Here is a 16,734-nt window from a genome sequence, read left to right on the forward strand (position 1 = left end):
TTTTAATCCAAATTTAGTTGCTTTTGGAACTCCTCCAAATACATTGCGATATGTCGTCCATCCATTAATCCATGATGCGCTTCAACAGAAATTGGCATCATCTTTCGACCATTTTTTTCAGAAAATTTACCAAAGACAATTCTCGGAATACTTTCTTTATTATTAACATTCGCAGGATGCAAAATCGAAGTGAATTGATGCCACGGAAACGTCGAATGCCTTATTAAGTTTAAATCCAAATCATCATTGCTAAGTCTAAGTCCTTCTGATTCTTGCACAGCTTTTATTTCACTTTGTAAACCTTCATTAAAGGTTTTAAAATCGTTAGAAAAGTCCATAAAAGCAAAACCAAAAGTTCCGTCTTCTCTTGCAATCGTCGATCCAGTGTGGATTACGTCGTATTGAAAAACTTTTCCGTTGTCGATTCTTAATTTAAAAGCGTCGACTTTATTAACCGCGACCATCGACTTATGAAGATAGTGTGCAAAGAAAGATTCTTTTCTATCTTTTGCTAACCTAAAAGTTTCGGTACAATCGACTTCGGTCACAATACCAAACGAAGGCATATCCATATTCGAAAACAAATTGAAATGCTCTTTGCGATTCCAAGTTTCGATGTTAATTTCAGACTTCATTTAATGCAAATTTTCAGAGATTTGTTCATCTTGCAATTCTTCTTCAGTTGCAATTTTCTTAGGATTTGCCACTTTTCCGATACTTAAACCTTGTACAATAATCGAGAAAACAACCACGCAATACGTGATACTCAGTATAATCGTGCTGTATTCACTCTTCGGGATAGACATCGCCAATGCAATAGAAACACCGCCGCGAATGCCACCCCAAACCAAAACTTTAACCGTTTGCGGTGTAAACCTCGACTTGAAAGACATAAACTGCGTCGGTCCCCAAATCGATATGAATCTTGCCACCAATACAATTGCAATAGCAATAAGACCAGGAATCATGTAATGATCCAAATCTTTTATCATTAATAATTCAAACCCGATAAATAGGAATAGAACTGCGTTTAAGATTTCGTCAATTAACTCCCAAAATTTAATTAAATAATCTTGGGTGATGGATTTCATTTTGAAATTTTTATTAAAATTCCCCATAAACAATCCTGCCGCAACCATCGTCAACGGACCCGAAATATGTAATTGTTTTGCAATGAGATAACCTCCCATAACTACGGACAATGTCACCAAAACAGAGATAATATAATCATCCACTTCACGCATTAATCTCGATGTGAAATACCCCAAAAGTACACCCAGCAAAATACCGCCACCAGCTTCCTTAATCAATAATACGCCAATACTTTCAGCCGTAATATCAATATCGACACCAGTCGCCAACTGCAACAAAACAGCAAAAACCACAACCGCCATACCATCATTAAATAAGGATTCACCAGCAACTTTAGTCTCTAATGATTTTGAAACATTAGCTTGTTTTAAAATACTTAAAACAGCAACTGGATCGGTTGGAGAAATTAAAGCACCAAAAACCAAACAATACAGCAAAGGCATTTCGATACCGACCAAAGGCAAAATATAAAACACGCCAAAACCTACAATAAAGGTAGAAATTACAACGCCGACTGTGGAAAAAACAACAACGGGCCAAATTTGCTCTTTTAGATCATTAATGTTGATGTGGATTCCTCCTGCAAAGAGTAGAAAATTTAGCATCGCTCCCATAAGAACTTCCGTGAAATTGATGCTATTCATAAGGTCGTGAAGATGACCAAAAGTCCGAGGTAGAACCGCCTCACCAAAAAGTACTAAAAATATAGAAACGGCAATCGCAATTACCATGATACCGATCGTGCTCGGTAATTTTAAGAATCGATAATTAATGTAAGAAAATATCGAAGCCAGTACAATTAAGACTGAGAATGAGTAATATAACTCCATTTATTTGTTTTAAATTAAATTCTATTCTGGGGCATAACCCACCACGTTAATGTATATTTTTTCGCCATCTTTTTCCCAAATATCCATCATCCCGTCTTTGGTTGATTTTGAAGAACGTTTATAATTTTGAAAAGGGACTTTCAGAAGGTTCAGCAAGACATATTCTTCGCCAACCGTGTTAACGAGATATGGAGAATACTCTTTGTTACCCTCGCCAGAGGTAAGAACTGTCGCAGAAATCATCCTGAACTTTTGTATCGTCCAGACGAATTTGTTTTGATTTTTTTCTTGTTCATAACATTGCAAAAGTATCAGCAAAACCTCAAGATTAGTCGGCGCTTTGAAGTGTAAATCTTCACCAATTTTTATCGCTTCTTTAAAATCCCGTTGCTGAAATTTTTCACGAAACTTGCTAAAGTTCGGATTCATTTCTTCAAGGTGATGATCTGTAAATTTGGAGCCGTAATACAAATTAAAAGCTTCTGTACTGTCGATAGACTGCGGCATTCCTCGGAATTTGAACAACAATCTTTCGTAATAATAAGGTGACTCTTTGTCTTGGACATTTTTTTTGATTTCAGAAAAATCAATTTTATTTTGACCAAAAGCAAAACCTCCTAAAATTAGAAATCCTAGAAAGAATAAGCTTTTGATAAAGTTTAGTTTTAAATTATTCTTCATCTTCATCCTCAAAATATTCGAACAAGAAATCGTTGTATGGGAAGCGCGAGATATGAATTTTCATCACCTCATCATAGATCATTTTTTTCATCTCCGAAAAATTCTCTTTTGTCAATGCAGAAATGAAAACCGTTGGATATTTCGATTTTGCCATCCACGTTTTTTTCCATTCTTCTAAAGAGATATTTTTGCGTGTTGACGGCGTTAGATCATCATCTTCTTTTTTCTCGTAAGAAAAATCATCAATTTTGTTAAACACCATAATCATTGGTTTTTGATGCGCATTAATCTCCATCAAAATCTGATTAACCGATGCGATATGATCTTCGAAACTTTCGTGCGAAATATCCACAACATGAATTAACAAATCCGCCTCACGAACCTCATCCAAAGTTGACTTAAAAGACTCCACCAATTGCGTAGGAAGCTTTCTGATAAACCCAACAGTGTCTGTCAAAAGGAAAGGCAAATTGCCGATGACAACCTTTCTCACAGTCGTGTCTAGCGTCGCAAACAATTTGTTCTCTGCAAACACTTCCGACTTTGACAAAGCGTTCATCAAAGTTGATTTCCCAACATTGGTATAACCCACCAAAGCAGCACGCACAACCTTTCCGCGGTTATTACGCTGTGTCGCCATTTGCTTGTCGATGGTTTTCAATTTTTCTTTTAGCAAAGTAATTCGGTCACGGATGATACGTCTATCGGTTTCGATTTCCGTTTCCCCTGGACCACGCATCCCAATTCCCCCTTTTTGTCTTTCGAGGTGGGTCCACATCCTGGTCAATCGTGGTAAAAGATACTGATACTGAGCCAATTCTACTTGCGTTCTCGCATAAGACGTCTGTGCTCTTTGTGCAAAAATATCGAGGATAAGATTGGTTCTGTCAAGGATTTTAACTTCAATTTCGCGTTCAAGATTTTTAAGCTGAGAAGGCGAAAGCTCATCATCGAAAATCACTGTTCCTATTTCATTTTCTTTGACATAAGCTTTTATCTCTTCAGCTTTTCCACTTCCAACAAAAGTTTTAGAATCTGGTTGAGTCAATTTTTGGGTAAAACGTTTTTCGACAGTTGCACCCGCCGTATACGCCAAAAACTCTAACTCATCCATATATTCTTGAAGTTTTTCTTCGTCTTGATCTCTGGTTACAAGTCCTACCAATACGGCTTTTTCGTATTGATGTGTTTTTTTATCTAGCATTAAATATTTATCTTTTTGTAAGTTTCACAAGATAGTTTTTTTGAATAAAAAATGCAAAAAACAAAGCTTATTTTTTTACTAATTTTAAAAATTATGAAGCCTATAGATTTTGAAATTTTATTGGATCATTTGCAAAATGTTTTGAAACTCGAACTAAACAATGAAGATTCTAGCAGAGTTTGTTTTGCTTTTGAAAATGAAGAATTGAGAGATGATTTTAAAATCTCTTTTACACCAAATGATGTAGAATTATATTTAATTAAAATCAAAAACTATTGCGACAAAACCTCGTCTACAAAGAATTTTATCACAAATAAAAATTCCAAAATACCTCTACCGAAAACCGCAGAACTATTTTGGAATGTTACTAAATTTGATACAAAAAACTAAGAAACCAAAGTTGCTGTCAAGGTTTTTTCGAAACTAAAAGCAACACTTACTGGGCAAGTTTCTTTTGCCTTCGCAGCAATTTTTTGAAACTCTTCATCCGAAATCCCTGGAACTTTTGCTGTTAAAGTCAACTCGGATCTTGCGATTTTTCCATCTTCGAATACGACTACAGATGTCGTCTCTAAACTTTCTGGTACATAACCAGCTTCTGTCAAATCTGCGGAAGTTTTCATGGTGAAACATCCCGCATGTGCTGCTGCCAAAAGCTCTTCAGGATTTGTCCCAATCCCATCTTCGAATCTACTTTTGAAAGAATATTGCGTTTTATCTAAAACTTTACTGGCAGTTGTCAAATGACCACTTCCCTCTTTTACGGTGCCGGTCCATACGGCTGTTGCTTGTCTTTTCATACTATTTTGTTTTAAGGTTAATCCCAATCAGCAGCTACAAATTCCATGACAATTTTGTCGTTTTTATATAATTTTAAGAAATGTCCCTCAATTTTATAACGATTAACAGTGCCTAATTCGTTTCTGAAAACATATTCTAAAACATCAGAATCGATACATTTTTTAGAAGAATTTTCTTTGGTTTTAAATTTAATTTTATCAGCGTTAACTTGAAGCACTTCAACTAAAAAGTCGCCACAACCAAGATTGGCTTTCCTGCCAGAATATTGCGTCAGATCTAGCTGCGCTTTATTTTTTATTAATTTTTCTTTAGTAAAACCTGTAATAGACATTAACATCCATTGTCTTTCTAACTCGATGGGTAAGTTCTGTTTGGAAATCAAAGCTTTACAATTTAAAAGCATAAATAAAGGGATGAGAAAAAGAAAATATTTTGATTTTATAAGTTTCATTTCAGCTAAAATTTGGGTTAAACATCATTTTAACACTCTAAAATTAAGACTTTATAGAATAAATTGAGTAAATTAGCAAGCAAAAATTTTACTCTATGAAAAGAATATTTTTAGCACTTACTTTTCTTTTGAGTTTTGCTCAGATGAGAGCAGACGAAGGAATGTGGCTATTAATGCTTATCAAGCGTCTTAATGGCGTTGACATGCAAAAAGAAGGCCTAAAATTGACGCCTGAAGAAATCTATTCGGTTAACAACTCAAGTCTTAAAGACGCTATCGTACAATTCGGAGGTGGATGTACGGCAGAAGTTGTATCTAAAGAAGGTTTATTATTCACTAACCACCATTGTGGATACGGTAACATCGCAGCGCTTTCTACACCAGAAAAAGACTATTTAACAAATGGTTTTTGGGCAATGAAGAGAAGTGAAGAACTTCCTGCTAAAGGTCTTTCTGTACGATTCTTAGTAAGAATGGATGATGCTACACAAAGAATTACTTCTAAATTGAATAACAACATGTCTGCTGAAGATAGAAAAAAAGTTATCGATGCAGAATACAAAGCAATCCAAGCTGAAAACAGCGAAAACGGAAAATATACTGTCATCGTAAGAGATTTCTTTAACGGTAACGAGTTCTATTATTTCGTATATCAAGATTACAAAGACGTAAGATTAGTTGGTACACCTCCTAACTCTTTAGGAAAATTCGGTGGAGACACTGATAACTGGGAGTGGCCAAGACACACTGCAGATTTCTCAGTATTCAGAATTTACTCTGATGCTAGCGGAAACCCAGCAGAATATTCTCTTAACAACGTTCCGTTAAAACCTAAGCATTCTTTACCTGTTTCTCTTAAAGGATACAAGCCTGGTGATTTTGCAATGATCATGGGTTATCCTGGTAGAACTAACCGTTATTTAACATCTTATGGTATTAAGCAAATGGTAGAAAAAGACTATCCAGCTTGGGTAGAAGCTTCTAAAGTTGCTATGGATGTTATGAAAAAATATATGGACAAAGACCAAGCTGTTAAGTTAGGTTATGCGTCTCAATATGCATCTGTCGCTAACTATTGGAAAAACAGACAAGGCACAATTGATGCTGTTATCAAAAACGGAACAATTGCTGACAAACAAAAAGTAGAGCAAGCTTACTCGCAATGGGCGGCTATGCCAGATAATAACGCAACGTACTTCGGAGTTCTTCCTAACATCGATGCTTATTACAAACAAGTTTCTAACAGAAATGTTGAAAGAAACTACATGTCTCAACTTTCGAGAAACGCTAAATATGTGAGTATTGCTGCATCTTTAGGAAGCATGTTCAAAACTTATGCTGACCAAGATGACAACGGAAAAGCTCAAATGAAGCAAAAGGTAACTGACGCTATCAATAGAATGTACGAAACTTTCAATCCTCAATTGGAAGGTAATATGTTAACAGCGATGTTTAACCTTTATCAATTAAGAGTTAACAAAGAAGTTGCATCTCCTACAATTATGAAGACTGACATCCCTTCTCTTGCGAATGTAGCGTTTGCTTCTATCTTTGCTAACAAAGATTCTGCTATGAAATTCTTAAACAACCCAGATAGATTAGCTATCGATGCGGATCCACTTAAGAAAATCGCTGACGGTATCGTTACTGAACAAAAATTAGCTAGTGAGACTTACGAGAAAGTAGATGATAATTTTGCTAACAACACAAGATTATTCTTAGACGGATTGAGAAAATCTCAACCTAACAAAAGCTTCTATCCAGATGCTAATTCAACAATGAGATTAACTTATGGATCTATCGATACACTTCCAAAAAGAGCTGATAGAAACTACAAAGGCATCAAAGAAAACTACTACACAACTATCGATGGTATGGTTGCTAAGTATAAAAAAGGAGATGAAGAATTTGATCTTCCTACAAAATTGATCAGCCAAGCTAAGAAAAAAGATTTCGGTCAATATGCTGACAAAGACGGTAACCTATACGTTAACTTCTTATCAAACAACGACATTACAGGTGGTAACTCTGGATCTCCAATCTTAGACGCTAACGGTCACCTAATCGGACTTGCTTTCGATGGTAACAGTGAAGCTTTGAGCGGTGATATCGTTTTCGAACCAGAATTACAGAGAACCATCAATGTTGATGCAAGATTTGTACTTTGGGTAATTGACAAATTCTCTGGCGCTGGTCACCTTATCAGCGAAATGGAACTTTCTAAATAATCCTTACAGATTTATAAATATTAAAGAGACGCTAAATTTAGCGTCTCTTTTTTTTGCATCTTTTTTCAAAAAATTGTATTTTGTGACAAATAGAATTTCGATGAAGCTCAAACTGCACTGGACTCACATTTTCCCGATTTTAGCATGGATATATTATTTTACGGGAATCACAGATAACAACGGCTGGTTCAGTTTAATAGGAGCCGTGTTACTCATAACATGTGTTTTGTCGGCAGTTCATCATGCCGAAGTTGTCGCGTTAAAAGTCGGCGAGCCATTCGGAACCATCATTCTTGCTCTAGCTATCACCATTATTGAAGTTGCTCTTATTATATCACTTATGATTGCAGGAGGCGATTCTGCAGTTACTTTAGCGCGTGACACCGTTTTTGCTGCCATTATGTTAATCTTAAATGGAATTCTCGGCGCATGTCTTTTGGTGGGTGGCGCAAAGTTTCATGAGCAATATTTTGCAAGATCTTCCGCCAATACTGCTTTGGTAAGTTTAGTTGCGATTTTGGTTTTGACTTTAGTTCTCCCAAATTATACAACAAGTATTAACGCTCCATTGTTTAACAATGCGCAGTTAATATTCTTTGCGATAGCATCACTTATCATCTATGGTACTTTCCTGATGGTGCAAACGGTACGTCATCGTAACTATTTTCTAGCAGAGGGTGAAGGCGAACATGATAATGTTGTTCCGCCAACTAATACTAATACCATTGTTAGTTTGGTTTATCTCTTAATTTGTCTCGGAATTGTTGTACTAATGGCGAAAGCGCTTTCTCCAAAAATTGAAGAAATTGTGCACAATGCTGGAGCTCCCAAATCGCTAGTCGGCGTTATTATTGCAGCTGTTGTGCTCCTACCAGAAGGCGTTGCCGCGATAAAAGCAGCACGAAGAAATCATTTGCAAACCAGCCTTAATCTTGCTTTGGGTTCTGCTTTAGCAAGTATTGGACTTACAATTCCTGCTGTTGCTATTGTTTGTTTAATCTACGATTTCCCATTGGTGCTCGGACTTGACATCAAATCGATGGTATTGATGGCATTATCCTTATATATTGTAATGCTCTCGCTAAATCGAGGAAAAACCAATGTTTTATACGGTGTTGTGCTTCTCGTGGTGTTAATGGCTTATATTTTCACTGTAATTGTACCCTAAAGATGAGTTACAAAAGTTTTGAAACCGAAAGACTTATTCTAAAACCAACAGATTTAGAAGATGTAGATTTTATTTTTGAATTGATGAACTCCCTAAAATGGATTGAATATATCGGCGACCGAAACATCAAAACAAAAGAGGATGCTAAGCAATACATCATCGATCGACATATTCCTAATTTTGAAAAAAATGGTTTTGGAAGTTATACTTTAATTTTAAAAGAAAACGGAAACAAAATTGGTTCGAGTGGACTTTTTAAAAGAGAAGCTCTTGAGGTTGCCGATATCGGATTTGCATTTCTTGACGGCTTTGACGGCAAAGGTTATGGTTACGAATCTTCTATGAAAATCTTAGAAGTTGCAAAATCTGAATTTGGATTAAAAAAAGTATCAGCAATTACACTTCCTACTAATATTGCATCTCAAAAACTTATCGAAAAACTGGGTCTGAGTTATCAAAAAATGGTAAAACCTTTTGCGGATGACGATGATGAATTGATGTACTACGAAATGGAGTTGTAGTTTTTATTAAAATAAATTCTACTGTTTCAAAATCTTCTAAGAACGCCGAATCTGCGTGAGGGCGAAGCGCATTGTTGGAGCTCTTTGTTGTGGTGGCTGAGCGGAGTCGAAGCCACCACAACAAAAGCGACTGCGCGGAGACCGACCCGCTTGTTTTGGCGGCTGGGAAACCTCATAGGTTTTTTGAAAACCTATGAAGTTTTAGCCATGGGAAAACAAAGGGGCACGCCCAAATTTTAAGATTCTAAAATCTGCGCCGCGTGGTCTTTGGTTTTTACTTTTTCGATAACTTCGGTACAAATGGAATTTTCGTCAAACACAAAAGTCGTTCTGACAATGCCCATAAATTCCCGTCCCATAAATTTCTTAAGCTGCCAAACCCCAAATTTTTCGATAATATCGTGGCTTTCGTCAGCTAACAAATCGAAAGGCAATTCGTTTTTAGTAGCGAAATTTAATTGACGTTTTTCGGAATCAGCACTAACGCCTAGTAATTGATAACCTTGCTTTTTGAGCACCGAATAATTGTCGCGAAGATTACAAGCTTCTGCCGTACAACCTGGCGTACTTGCCTTTGGATAAAAGAAAACAACTAATTTTTTACCTTTAAGATCGGAAGACTTAATTATTTTACCATTTTGATTTTTGGCTTCGAACTCTGGAAGCGCATCACCTACATTCAACATTTCTTTTTTGTGTAAATTTACGTCCAATATGACAAAAAAACAAAGAGCCCAAATCGTCTTGGACGAATTGGAAAAATTATACCCTGTGCAACCAATCCCGTTGCACCACACCGATGCATTCACGCTTTTAGTAGCCGTTGCTTTGTCTGCGCAAACAACAGACAAAAAGGTTAACGAAATTTCGCCAGCCTTGTTTGAAGTTGCAGGAACGCCGCAGCGCATGGCAAAATTGGAAGAATGGGAAATAAAAGAACTCATCAAAGAAATCGGCCTCAGCAATACCAAAGCGAAAAACTTAAAAAAAATGTCTGAGCTTTTGTTAGAACGCCATAACGGCGAAGTTCCGCAAACTTTTGAGGAGCTAGAAGCTTTACCAGGCGTGGGACATAAAACGGCGTCGGTTGTTATGAGCCAAGCTTTCGGAGTTCCAGCTTTTCCTGTCGATACACACATCCACCGCCTTATGAAACAGTGGAAATTGACGGAAGGAAAAAATGTTGTGCAAACTGAAAAGGACGCCAAAAAACTTTGGCCAGAAAATACTTGGAACAAACTGCATCTTCAGATTATTTTCTATGGTAGAGAATATTCGCCAGCACGAGGAAAAGGGGAAAAAGATTTTATCACGAAAATGCTTTTTGAAAAGTAAAAGTCCAGAGGCGCCGAATCGGAGATTCGGCGCCTCTGGATTATAACATCAATTATTTATTTTTGTTTTTTAGACCAAAGATTCATTTTTCGATCTAAGACATCTAATGGCAAACAACCTTGGCTAAGCACTTCATCATGGAAAGTCGCAATATTAAACTTCTTACCCAATTGTTTTTGGTATTTGTCGCGAAGTTCACGGATTTTTAGTGCACCAATTTTATAACTTAAAGCTTGACCGGGCATCGCCATATAACGTTCCACTTCTGCAATTGCACCAGCTTCGTCATAAGCAACATTACTCAAAAAGTATTTAATAGCTTCCTCACGATTCATTTGACCTGTATGCAAACCTGTATCAATCACCAAACGTACGGCACGTAACATTTCGTCACTTAAAGAACCCATTTTTTGGTAAGGATCGGTATAAAGTCCAAACTCAGGACCCAAAGATTCGCAGTACAATGCCCAACCTTCTCCATAAGCGCCTAACCATCCAAATCGCATGAATTTCGGTAACTTAGTATTTTCTTGTTGTAATGAAACTTGGTAATGATGCCCTGGAATCGCTTCGTGCAAGAATAAAGATTCCATTCCAGAAGTTACATTGAACTTTTTAGGATCAGGAATCGGAATATAAAAAATACCTGGACGTTTGCCATCTGGCGTACCTTGGATATATTCTGCACTCGCACTCGCTTCACGGAACTTTTCGGTTTGACGAATTTCGAAAGGTGTTTTCGGTGTTACATTAAACATCGTCTGGAGCTGTGGTGTGATTTTATCCAAAATTGATTGAAAACCTTCCAAAATCTCTTTCGACGTTTTGTAAGGCATTGCCTTCGGATCTTGTTTTACAAAGGTTAAAAATTCTTCCAAACTTCCTTTGAAACCAACTTTATTTTTAACAACATCCATTTCTTTACGGATTCGTTCCACTTCTTTAAGACCTAAAGCATGGATATCTTCTGGTGTTTTGTCGGTTGTTGTCCAACTTTTAACATAGTATTTATAAATATTATCGCCAGAAGGAAGCGCATTGTAACCGTCTGTCAATCTAGCTTTCGGAAGATATTCATCTTTTAAAAACGTATGCATTTTTATGTACGCAGGGACAATTTTACTTTTAATAGCTTCCTGATAAAGTTTAGCGTATTTATTAGCAGAAACAGGTTTAAAGTTCTGTGGTAAATTTTTAATCGGCCCAAAGAAAATATTTTTATTAAAATCTAAAGTATTAATCTCCTCAGCCGCCATTTGATCAATCATTTTAACAACCAAAGATTTTGGAAGAACAACGCCTTTTGACATCCCTGTTCTGAAATTTGTAATCGCCGCATCCATCCATAGCGGAAACTGATCCATACGCTTTAACCAATTTTCGTAATCCAATTCGGTTTTGAAAGGTTGACTGCCTTTCCCACTTCCGAACAACGGAAACTCCAACGGCAATCCAGAGAATTGCGTGAACGGAATATATTCTGGATGATAAACATAGCGCTCCACCTTATCTTTTAGTGTCGCATCTAGCACATCATACACCACTTTATCTTCATCCGAAAGTCCATCATAATCGACTTGCTTAAGCTGTTTTTGTACATCATTATAAAACGAAATTTCTTTAGAAATAAATTCTGGTGCTATATTAATCGGCAATTGATCATTGTACAAGCTATCACCTTGTGCTGTGGACTCCAAAGGATACATCTTGAGATATTCCTCATAATATTTATCAGCGATGTCATTTAGGTTAGATCCTTTATTAGGTTGATCTTGAACTTTTTGCACAGGCGAATCATTCTTTTTGCAAGAACTCGCAGCAACTAGTATCAAAACACCAAGGCTTATGTTAATTAGTATCTTCTTCATATTTCAAATTGGACTTATAGCTAACAAAATTAACGAAATCTCATAACTTTTCAATTATAACAATTGATGTAAAATTTTAAAACAAAAATTTTCCCAATTAAATCAATTTTTTATCTTTGTTCTAATACAATAATCAATTTAAAAACAAACAACATTAGTAAACCTTACAATGAAAGGGCTATTAAAAATTTATCATCCGGATGAAACTTTAAAATATCACATCCAGAACACGTATTGCAAAGCAGTCTACAACAATTCGTTAAACACTTTGGAAGTTGAAATAATTACGGATGACTCTCTGGATCATGTAGATGACGATTCGCTTCAGTACAATTTTCCACAATTGTCGTTCAAGGTTTCCGACTTTCCAATTAACTCCGAAAATCTTCAAAATCAAAGTTTTAAAATCGATGATAACGACGATGTAGTCTATACGGAAGTTGATCTGTTCGACGACGAAGATGCTTATCTTTATGAAAATGAATTAAGCTTTGACCTTAACGAAAATGGTGAGTTACAACTTTTTTGGGAAGGTGAGATAGATGACTTCTACACAGGTAGCGACGAGACGATTCCATTTAAGCTAAAATGTCATTTCAAACAAGATGACATCGAAGTTGATGATTAGTCGATAATTTAACCTAATAATATAAAACCTATCTAACTCGTTATAGTAACAATTTATAACGACAGATAGGCTTTTCTGTAATAAAACCAAAAGTAAATGTATCAAGATCTAGACGACATAGTATTTGAAGACCGACATAAAGCTTACGGCGCTTATGCTTTTCGTAAACATTATGAGCATACACTTACGAAGGCTTTATTATTAGGAGTTTCCGTATTTTTGTTATTGTTTTTATTGTTCTTTTCAGGAGTAAAAGCCCCCAATGACAAAAAAGATGAGCACGAAGATATGGTACAAATGGATGTTACCAATATGCTCATAAACTTCGGAGACAACACCAACGGAAAAGGCATCGAAGAACCGAAGAAATCAGAATCTAGCCCTGCTCCACTTATTGAAAAACATCAGGAAGAGATTGCGGAAGTAGAAAAACCAAGCATCGAAAAGGCTGATAAACCAATTCCTGAAAATACTGTCCCTGTCCCAACACGAGAAAAAGACGTTGTTGTTACACCAAAAGCTTCTAAAGCCGATAAAAAAGCGAAAACCAATACGACGTCTACAACAGTTGCTAAATCTGATGCCGCACCAAAAACAAAAGGTCCGATAAAGAAAGAAGGCGGAACTGGCGATGGACGAGGTAACGCTGCAATTGGAAACCTACTTGCAGGTCGAGGTACAAAAGGATCAAGCCAAGGTACAGGCTCTGGTAGCGGAAATGCAGGAGATCCACTTGGCGGCGCAGGAGATGGCGATAGCAAAATTGGTGTTGATAGAAAATTGGTTGGATTTATCCCCGGAACTATGGGACGCGGTGGCGCACAACCAAAACATGATTGCTCTGGCTCTGGTAGCATAACTATTGCCTACACAGTTGACAAAGCTGGAAATGTTATTTCCGCATCGCGTGCTGGCGGTGTTTCGGATCCTTGTGTTGTGTCGACTTCTATTAAATGGGTGAAGCAATATGTGAAAGCGGAAAAATCTTCTGTTTCATCAAAAGGAACCTATAAAATCGTGTTTTAAATTTCTTTAAAACCTAATAAAAACCTAACTTTAACGTCATAAAATTTTTAAAATCAAATGGCAGACAAACATATTTCTGTATTAGAATTTCTTTTTGGTGGTGGACTTATTGAGACACTTATCGTTATCATTTTATTTCTTATCGGATTGGCGGTATGTTACTTCTTTGTAGTTCGTTTTTTAAAACTTAATAAAGAAAATAAAGTTGATCCTTATTTGATTAAAAATATTAATGACATGCTCAGCGAAGCGCGTATTGATGCAGCTATTGATTTTTGTAGAAGAGATGATTCTCCCGAAGCACGTTGTATAGAAAAAGGACTTTCGCGTGTTGGTCGACCGATCAGTGAAATTTCTAACGCGATGGAAACTCAAGCGCAGGTTGAAGTTCATTATGCTGAAAAATACGTTAATTATTTAGCAAGTTTTTCTGGTATTGCGCCTATTTTGGGAAGTATCGGAAGTGTCATTGCATTTGCTTCTATTTTTTCTGGGATGAGTCATAACTCTATTGATTCTCAACAAGTGATGTCAGCAGCTTTCTATAAAGCTTTATCTCCAGCTTTGGTTGGATTAATTGTTGGGTTTTTAGCCTACATTTTTAATAATTATTTAGTAGCTAAAATCGATTATATGGTGATGAAAATTCAATACCATACCAACGAATTTTTAGACGTTATTAACAAGCCTGCATAAGATGAATTTCCGCAGAAAAACCAGAGCTTTAACCGGAATTCCTGTTGGGATGTACATCGTCCTTGCCTTATTGGTGATTAGTTTGTTTTGGGCAAATTCTAGATTCACACATCCCGAAGCTAGCATACCCAATGCGGCTATTGACAGTCTTGTGGTTGCGCCTGAAACTCTAGCTGAAGAACCTGAAATAGACAGTCTTTCAAAACCTGAAATTTACGTTCCTGATGTTGCTGTACAGCCTATCGATACTGTTGTCACAAAACCTAGCGCCAAAGAAGAACCTCTTATAACAAAGGAAGACGAAAATGTCGCAAAGCAAAAGAAAGAGGATTTAAAAACTAAAAAGGAGGAAGACAAAAAATCTAAAGAGCCTAAGAAAACGAAAATCGGTACAGAACGAAAACTAACAGCCTTTATCCCAGGAACTATGGGTAAAGCAGGAAAGTTGCCGACTAATAATTGCAAAGCTAAAGGCGAATTAAGTATGTATATTACTGTGGACGAAGCCGGAAATGTGACTTCTGCTGGTCGCAACAAGGGAATTTCGGATCCATGTGCGGTTACTGCCGCTGTTATTTGGTTGAAGAAATACGTGAAAGCGGAGAAAAAAACCAACGAAACATCAACAGGAACTTACATCATTAAGTTTTAAATTTTTATTAAACTTTTGAATCTTTATCAATCTAAAGATTCTCAGCATTACTTTTACACCATACTTAAAGAATTATGTCGTTAAAATCTCCTAAAGAATTTACAGAACGAAACTATCAAGATGCCATCGATTGGTTGTTTGCGCAAGTTCCCAACTATCAACGTGATGGACAATCTGCCTACAAACCAGGTTTACAAAACATTACCAAACTCTGCGAGCATTTCGGAAATCCTCAAGACAGCCTAAAATGCATCCACATTGGCGGAACCAACGGCAAAGGTTCGACGAGTAATATGTTAGCTTCCATTCTTCAAGAATCTGCTTACAAAGTCGGACTTTACAATTCACCACATTTAATCCATTTTACAGAACGCATTAAAGTTGACGGAAAACAATGTGACAAGCATTTTGTATATGAGATGATTCTGAAATTACAAGAGCTTCCTGACGAGATTCAGCCATCTTTTTTTGAATTTACAACCATTATGGCATTTGAGTTTTTTAAACGTCAAAGTGTCGATTATGCGATAATTGAAGTTGGTCTGGGTGGACGACTGGACGCTACCAATATTATTAAATCTTTGGTGAGCGCTATTACAAATGTACAGTTAGATCATCAAAATGTTTTGGGTGAGACAATCGAAGAAATCGCATTCGAAAAGGCAGGCATTATTAAAGCTAATATTCCAATAATTTCTGGTGATGAAAATCCAATTGTCAAAGATATCATCAAAAATAAGGCTTTAGAAGTTGGCGCAATGTATATCGACGCAACAGAATTAAATATCGACTATCCATCGGACTTACAAGGTATTTATCAAGCGAAAAATAAAAAGGTAGTGTTTGCGATTGTTGAAGAATTAAAAAAACTTGGATTAAACATAACAGAAGAAAATATCCGTGAAGGCTTTCTTAATGTTCATAAAAATACTGGTTTTATTGGACGTTGGTTTATTTTCGCCGAAAAACCGTTGACAATTTGCGATACAGGACATAACCAAGCGGGATTAGAGCAAGTTTTTGCCCAACTTAATAGTTTTCCACAAAAAAAACATATTGTTTTAGGCTTTGTTAATGACAAAAAAATAGATGAAGTCATGAAAATTCTTCCAGAAAACTCGACTTATTATTTTGTAAAACCTGCGATACATCGTGGTCGACACCCAGAAGATTATAAAAATCTATTAGAAGAAGTGAAAATTTTTTATAAAATTTTTTACAATGTACAAGACGGCTATCTTGCTGCAAAACAAGAAGCTACAGAAGGCGAAATTATTTTTATTGGTGGAAGTAACTTTGTTGTAGGAGAATTTTTAGAAAAAAATTTGGAGAGTAAAGAATAAGTTGTATATTTGCACCACTCAAAACGAGAAAATAAAATCTCGAAAAGAGGGTTCTTAGCTCAGTTGGTTCAGAGCATCTCGTTTACACCGAGAGGGTCGGGGGTTCGAATCCCTCAGGACCCACACAAAGGAAACGAAACCTTTCAAAAAAATTCGGGTTCTTAGCTCAGTTGGTTCAGAGCATCTCGTTTACACCGAGAGGGTCGGGGG

Annotated in this window: 18 protein-coding genes and 2 tRNA genes (1 of these 20 cut by a window edge); 12 read left to right on the forward strand and 8 right to left on the reverse strand. The window is 36.5% G+C overall.

Features of this window, described 5'->3' with window-relative positions:
* Positions 1-2: 2 nt before the first annotated feature.
* Genes RT037_RS10795 through hflX form a run of 4 tightly spaced genes read right to left on the reverse strand, consistent with a single transcriptional unit; the run spans position 3 to position 3,807 of the window.
* Positions 3-635: a CatA-like O-acetyltransferase gene (locus tag RT037_RS10795; RefSeq protein WP_313031009.1), complete on the reverse strand. Its 633-nt coding sequence runs from the start codon at positions 633-635 to the stop codon at positions 3-5.
* Positions 636-1,922 carry a sodium:proton antiporter gene (locus RT037_RS10800; RefSeq protein WP_313031012.1) on the reverse strand — a complete coding sequence of 429 codons (1,287 nt, stop codon included), beginning with the start codon at positions 1,920-1,922 and terminating at the stop codon, positions 636-638.
* Between the two features lie 21 nt (positions 1,923-1,943).
* Positions 1,944-2,603 (reverse strand): DUF4919 domain-containing protein, encoded by a 660-nt coding sequence (locus tag RT037_RS10805; RefSeq protein WP_312322123.1) that lies wholly within the window; start codon positions 2,601-2,603, stop codon positions 1,944-1,946.
* Positions 2,593-3,807 carry a GTPase HflX gene (hflX, locus tag RT037_RS10810; protein WP_312322122.1) on the reverse strand — a complete coding sequence of 405 codons (1,215 nt, stop codon included), beginning with the start codon at positions 3,805-3,807 and terminating at the stop codon, positions 2,593-2,595. Before hflX ends, RT037_RS10805 begins: the two co-directional genes overlap by 11 nt.
* A 93-nt stretch (positions 3,808-3,900) precedes the next feature.
* On the opposite strand from hflX, the gene RT037_RS10815 reads away from it, so the two are divergent.
* Entirely contained in the window at positions 3,901-4,197 is a 297-nt protein-coding gene (locus RT037_RS10815) for a hypothetical protein (RefSeq protein ID WP_313031019.1), read from the forward strand.
* On the opposite strand, the gene RT037_RS10820 is transcribed toward RT037_RS10815, so the two are convergent.
* Entirely contained in the window at positions 4,194-4,607 is a 414-nt protein-coding gene (locus tag RT037_RS10820; RefSeq protein ID WP_313031021.1) for an OsmC family peroxiredoxin, read from the reverse strand. The two genes, RT037_RS10815 and RT037_RS10820, sit on opposite strands and share 4 nt — an antisense overlap.
* 17 nt (positions 4,608-4,624) lie before the next feature.
* A complete protein-coding gene (locus tag RT037_RS10825) occupies positions 4,625-4,990 on the reverse strand; it encodes a hypothetical protein (RefSeq protein WP_313031024.1) in 366 nt (121 codons plus the stop codon).
* A gap of 164 nt (positions 4,991-5,154) precedes the next feature.
* On the opposite strand from RT037_RS10825, the gene RT037_RS10830 reads away from it, so the two are divergent.
* From RT037_RS10830 to RT037_RS10840, 3 genes are all read left to right on the forward strand, one after another.
* Positions 5,155-7,287 (forward strand): S46 family peptidase, encoded by a 2,133-nt coding sequence (locus RT037_RS10830; RefSeq protein ID WP_312322116.1) that lies wholly within the window; start codon positions 5,155-5,157, stop codon positions 7,285-7,287.
* A gap of 100 nt (positions 7,288-7,387) precedes the next feature.
* Entirely contained in the window at positions 7,388-8,455 is a 1,068-nt protein-coding gene (locus tag RT037_RS10835; RefSeq protein ID WP_312322115.1) for an ionic transporter y4hA, read from the forward strand.
* A 2-nt stretch (positions 8,456-8,457) separates the two neighbouring features.
* Positions 8,458-8,976 (forward strand): GNAT family N-acetyltransferase, encoded by a 519-nt coding sequence (locus tag RT037_RS10840; protein ID WP_313031030.1) that lies wholly within the window; start codon positions 8,458-8,460, stop codon positions 8,974-8,976.
* Between the two features lie 236 nt (positions 8,977-9,212).
* Here the strand turns inward: RT037_RS10840 and bcp are convergent, their stop codons facing one another.
* A complete protein-coding gene (gene bcp / locus RT037_RS10845) occupies positions 9,213-9,662 on the reverse strand; it encodes a thioredoxin-dependent thiol peroxidase (RefSeq protein WP_313031033.1) in 450 nt (149 codons plus the stop codon).
* Positions 9,663-9,690: 28 nt separating this feature from the next.
* On the opposite strand from bcp, the gene nth reads away from it, so the two are divergent.
* Positions 9,691-10,311: an endonuclease III gene (nth, locus tag RT037_RS10850; protein ID WP_313031037.1), complete on the forward strand. Its 621-nt coding sequence runs from the start codon at positions 9,691-9,693 to the stop codon at positions 10,309-10,311.
* A gap of 56 nt (positions 10,312-10,367) precedes the next feature.
* Here nth and RT037_RS10855 read toward each other — a convergent pair whose 3' ends face one another.
* Entirely contained in the window at positions 10,368-12,179 is a 1,812-nt protein-coding gene (locus tag RT037_RS10855) for a DUF885 domain-containing protein (RefSeq protein ID WP_313031040.1), read from the reverse strand.
* Between the two features lie 169 nt (positions 12,180-12,348).
* On the opposite strand from RT037_RS10855, the gene RT037_RS10860 reads away from it, so the two are divergent.
* The 7 genes from RT037_RS10860 to RT037_RS10890 all read left to right on the forward strand — a co-directional run.
* Entirely contained in the window at positions 12,349-12,807 is a 459-nt protein-coding gene (locus tag RT037_RS10860) for a hypothetical protein (RefSeq protein ID WP_079666422.1), read from the forward strand.
* Positions 12,808-12,903: 96 nt separating this feature from the next.
* On the forward strand, positions 12,904-13,833 hold the full coding sequence (locus RT037_RS10865; RefSeq protein ID WP_312323587.1) for a ferric siderophore ABC transporter substrate-binding protein: 930 nt from the start codon (positions 12,904-12,906) through the stop codon (positions 13,831-13,833).
* A gap of 57 nt (positions 13,834-13,890) precedes the next feature.
* A complete protein-coding gene (locus tag RT037_RS10870) occupies positions 13,891-14,529 on the forward strand; it encodes a MotA/TolQ/ExbB proton channel family protein (protein ID WP_312323589.1) in 639 nt (212 codons plus the stop codon).
* 1 nt (position 14,530) lies between these two features.
* Positions 14,531-15,181 carry a hypothetical protein gene (locus RT037_RS10875; RefSeq protein ID WP_312323590.1) on the forward strand — a complete coding sequence of 217 codons (651 nt, stop codon included), beginning with the start codon at positions 14,531-14,533 and terminating at the stop codon, positions 15,179-15,181.
* Positions 15,182-15,255: 74 nt separating this feature from the next.
* Positions 15,256-16,524 carry a folylpolyglutamate synthase/dihydrofolate synthase family protein gene (locus tag RT037_RS10880; RefSeq protein ID WP_313031056.1) on the forward strand — a complete coding sequence of 423 codons (1,269 nt, stop codon included), beginning with the start codon at positions 15,256-15,258 and terminating at the stop codon, positions 16,522-16,524.
* A gap of 48 nt (positions 16,525-16,572) precedes the next feature.
* A tRNA-Val gene (locus RT037_RS10885) sits at positions 16,573-16,647 on the forward strand.
* 32 nt (positions 16,648-16,679) lie between these two features.
* Positions 16,680-16,734 (forward strand) — tRNA-Val (locus RT037_RS10890); it runs 120 nt beyond the window's last position.

Source organism: Soonwooa sp. (genome assembly GCF_032062245.1).
Lineage (GTDB): Bacteria > Bacteroidota > Bacteroidia > Flavobacteriales > Weeksellaceae > Soonwooa.

Coding starts and splice junctions, on each gene's coding strand:
- RT037_RS10795 (WP_313031009.1), bottom strand. CDS start 635: ATGAAGTCTGAAATTAACATCGAAACTTGGAATCGCAAAGAGCATTTC.
- RT037_RS10800 (WP_313031012.1), bottom strand. CDS start 1,922: ATGGAGTTATATTACTCATTCTCAGTCTTAATTGTACTGGCTTCGATA.
- RT037_RS10805 (WP_312322123.1), bottom strand. CDS start 2,603: ATGAAGAATAATTTAAAACTAAACTTTATCAAAAGCTTATTCTTTCTA.
- hflX (WP_312322122.1), bottom strand. CDS start 3,807: ATGCTAGATAAAAAAACACATCAATACGAAAAAGCCGTATTGGTAGGA.
- RT037_RS10815 (WP_313031019.1), top strand. CDS start 3,901: ATGAAGCCTATAGATTTTGAAATTTTATTGGATCATTTGCAAAATGTT.
- RT037_RS10820 (WP_313031021.1), bottom strand. CDS start 4,607: ATGAAAAGACAAGCAACAGCCGTATGGACCGGCACCGTAAAAGAGGGA.
- RT037_RS10830 (WP_312322116.1), top strand. CDS start 5,155: ATGAAAAGAATATTTTTAGCACTTACTTTTCTTTTGAGTTTTGCTCAG.
- RT037_RS10835 (WP_312322115.1), top strand. CDS start 7,388: ATGAAGCTCAAACTGCACTGGACTCACATTTTCCCGATTTTAGCATGG.
- RT037_RS10840 (WP_313031030.1), top strand. CDS start 8,458: ATGAGTTACAAAAGTTTTGAAACCGAAAGACTTATTCTAAAACCAACA.
- bcp (WP_313031033.1), bottom strand. CDS start 9,662: ATGTTGAATGTAGGTGATGCGCTTCCAGAGTTCGAAGCCAAAAATCAA.
- nth (WP_313031037.1), top strand. CDS start 9,691: ATGACAAAAAAACAAAGAGCCCAAATCGTCTTGGACGAATTGGAAAAA.
- RT037_RS10855 (WP_313031040.1), bottom strand. CDS start 12,179: ATGAAGAAGATACTAATTAACATAAGCCTTGGTGTTTTGATACTAGTT.
- RT037_RS10860 (WP_079666422.1), top strand. CDS start 12,349: ATGAAAGGGCTATTAAAAATTTATCATCCGGATGAAACTTTAAAATAT.
- RT037_RS10865 (WP_312323587.1), top strand. CDS start 12,904: ATGTATCAAGATCTAGACGACATAGTATTTGAAGACCGACATAAAGCT.
- RT037_RS10870 (WP_312323589.1), top strand. CDS start 13,891: ATGGCAGACAAACATATTTCTGTATTAGAATTTCTTTTTGGTGGTGGA.
- RT037_RS10875 (WP_312323590.1), top strand. CDS start 14,531: ATGAATTTCCGCAGAAAAACCAGAGCTTTAACCGGAATTCCTGTTGGG.
- RT037_RS10880 (WP_313031056.1), top strand. CDS start 15,256: ATGTCGTTAAAATCTCCTAAAGAATTTACAGAACGAAACTATCAAGAT.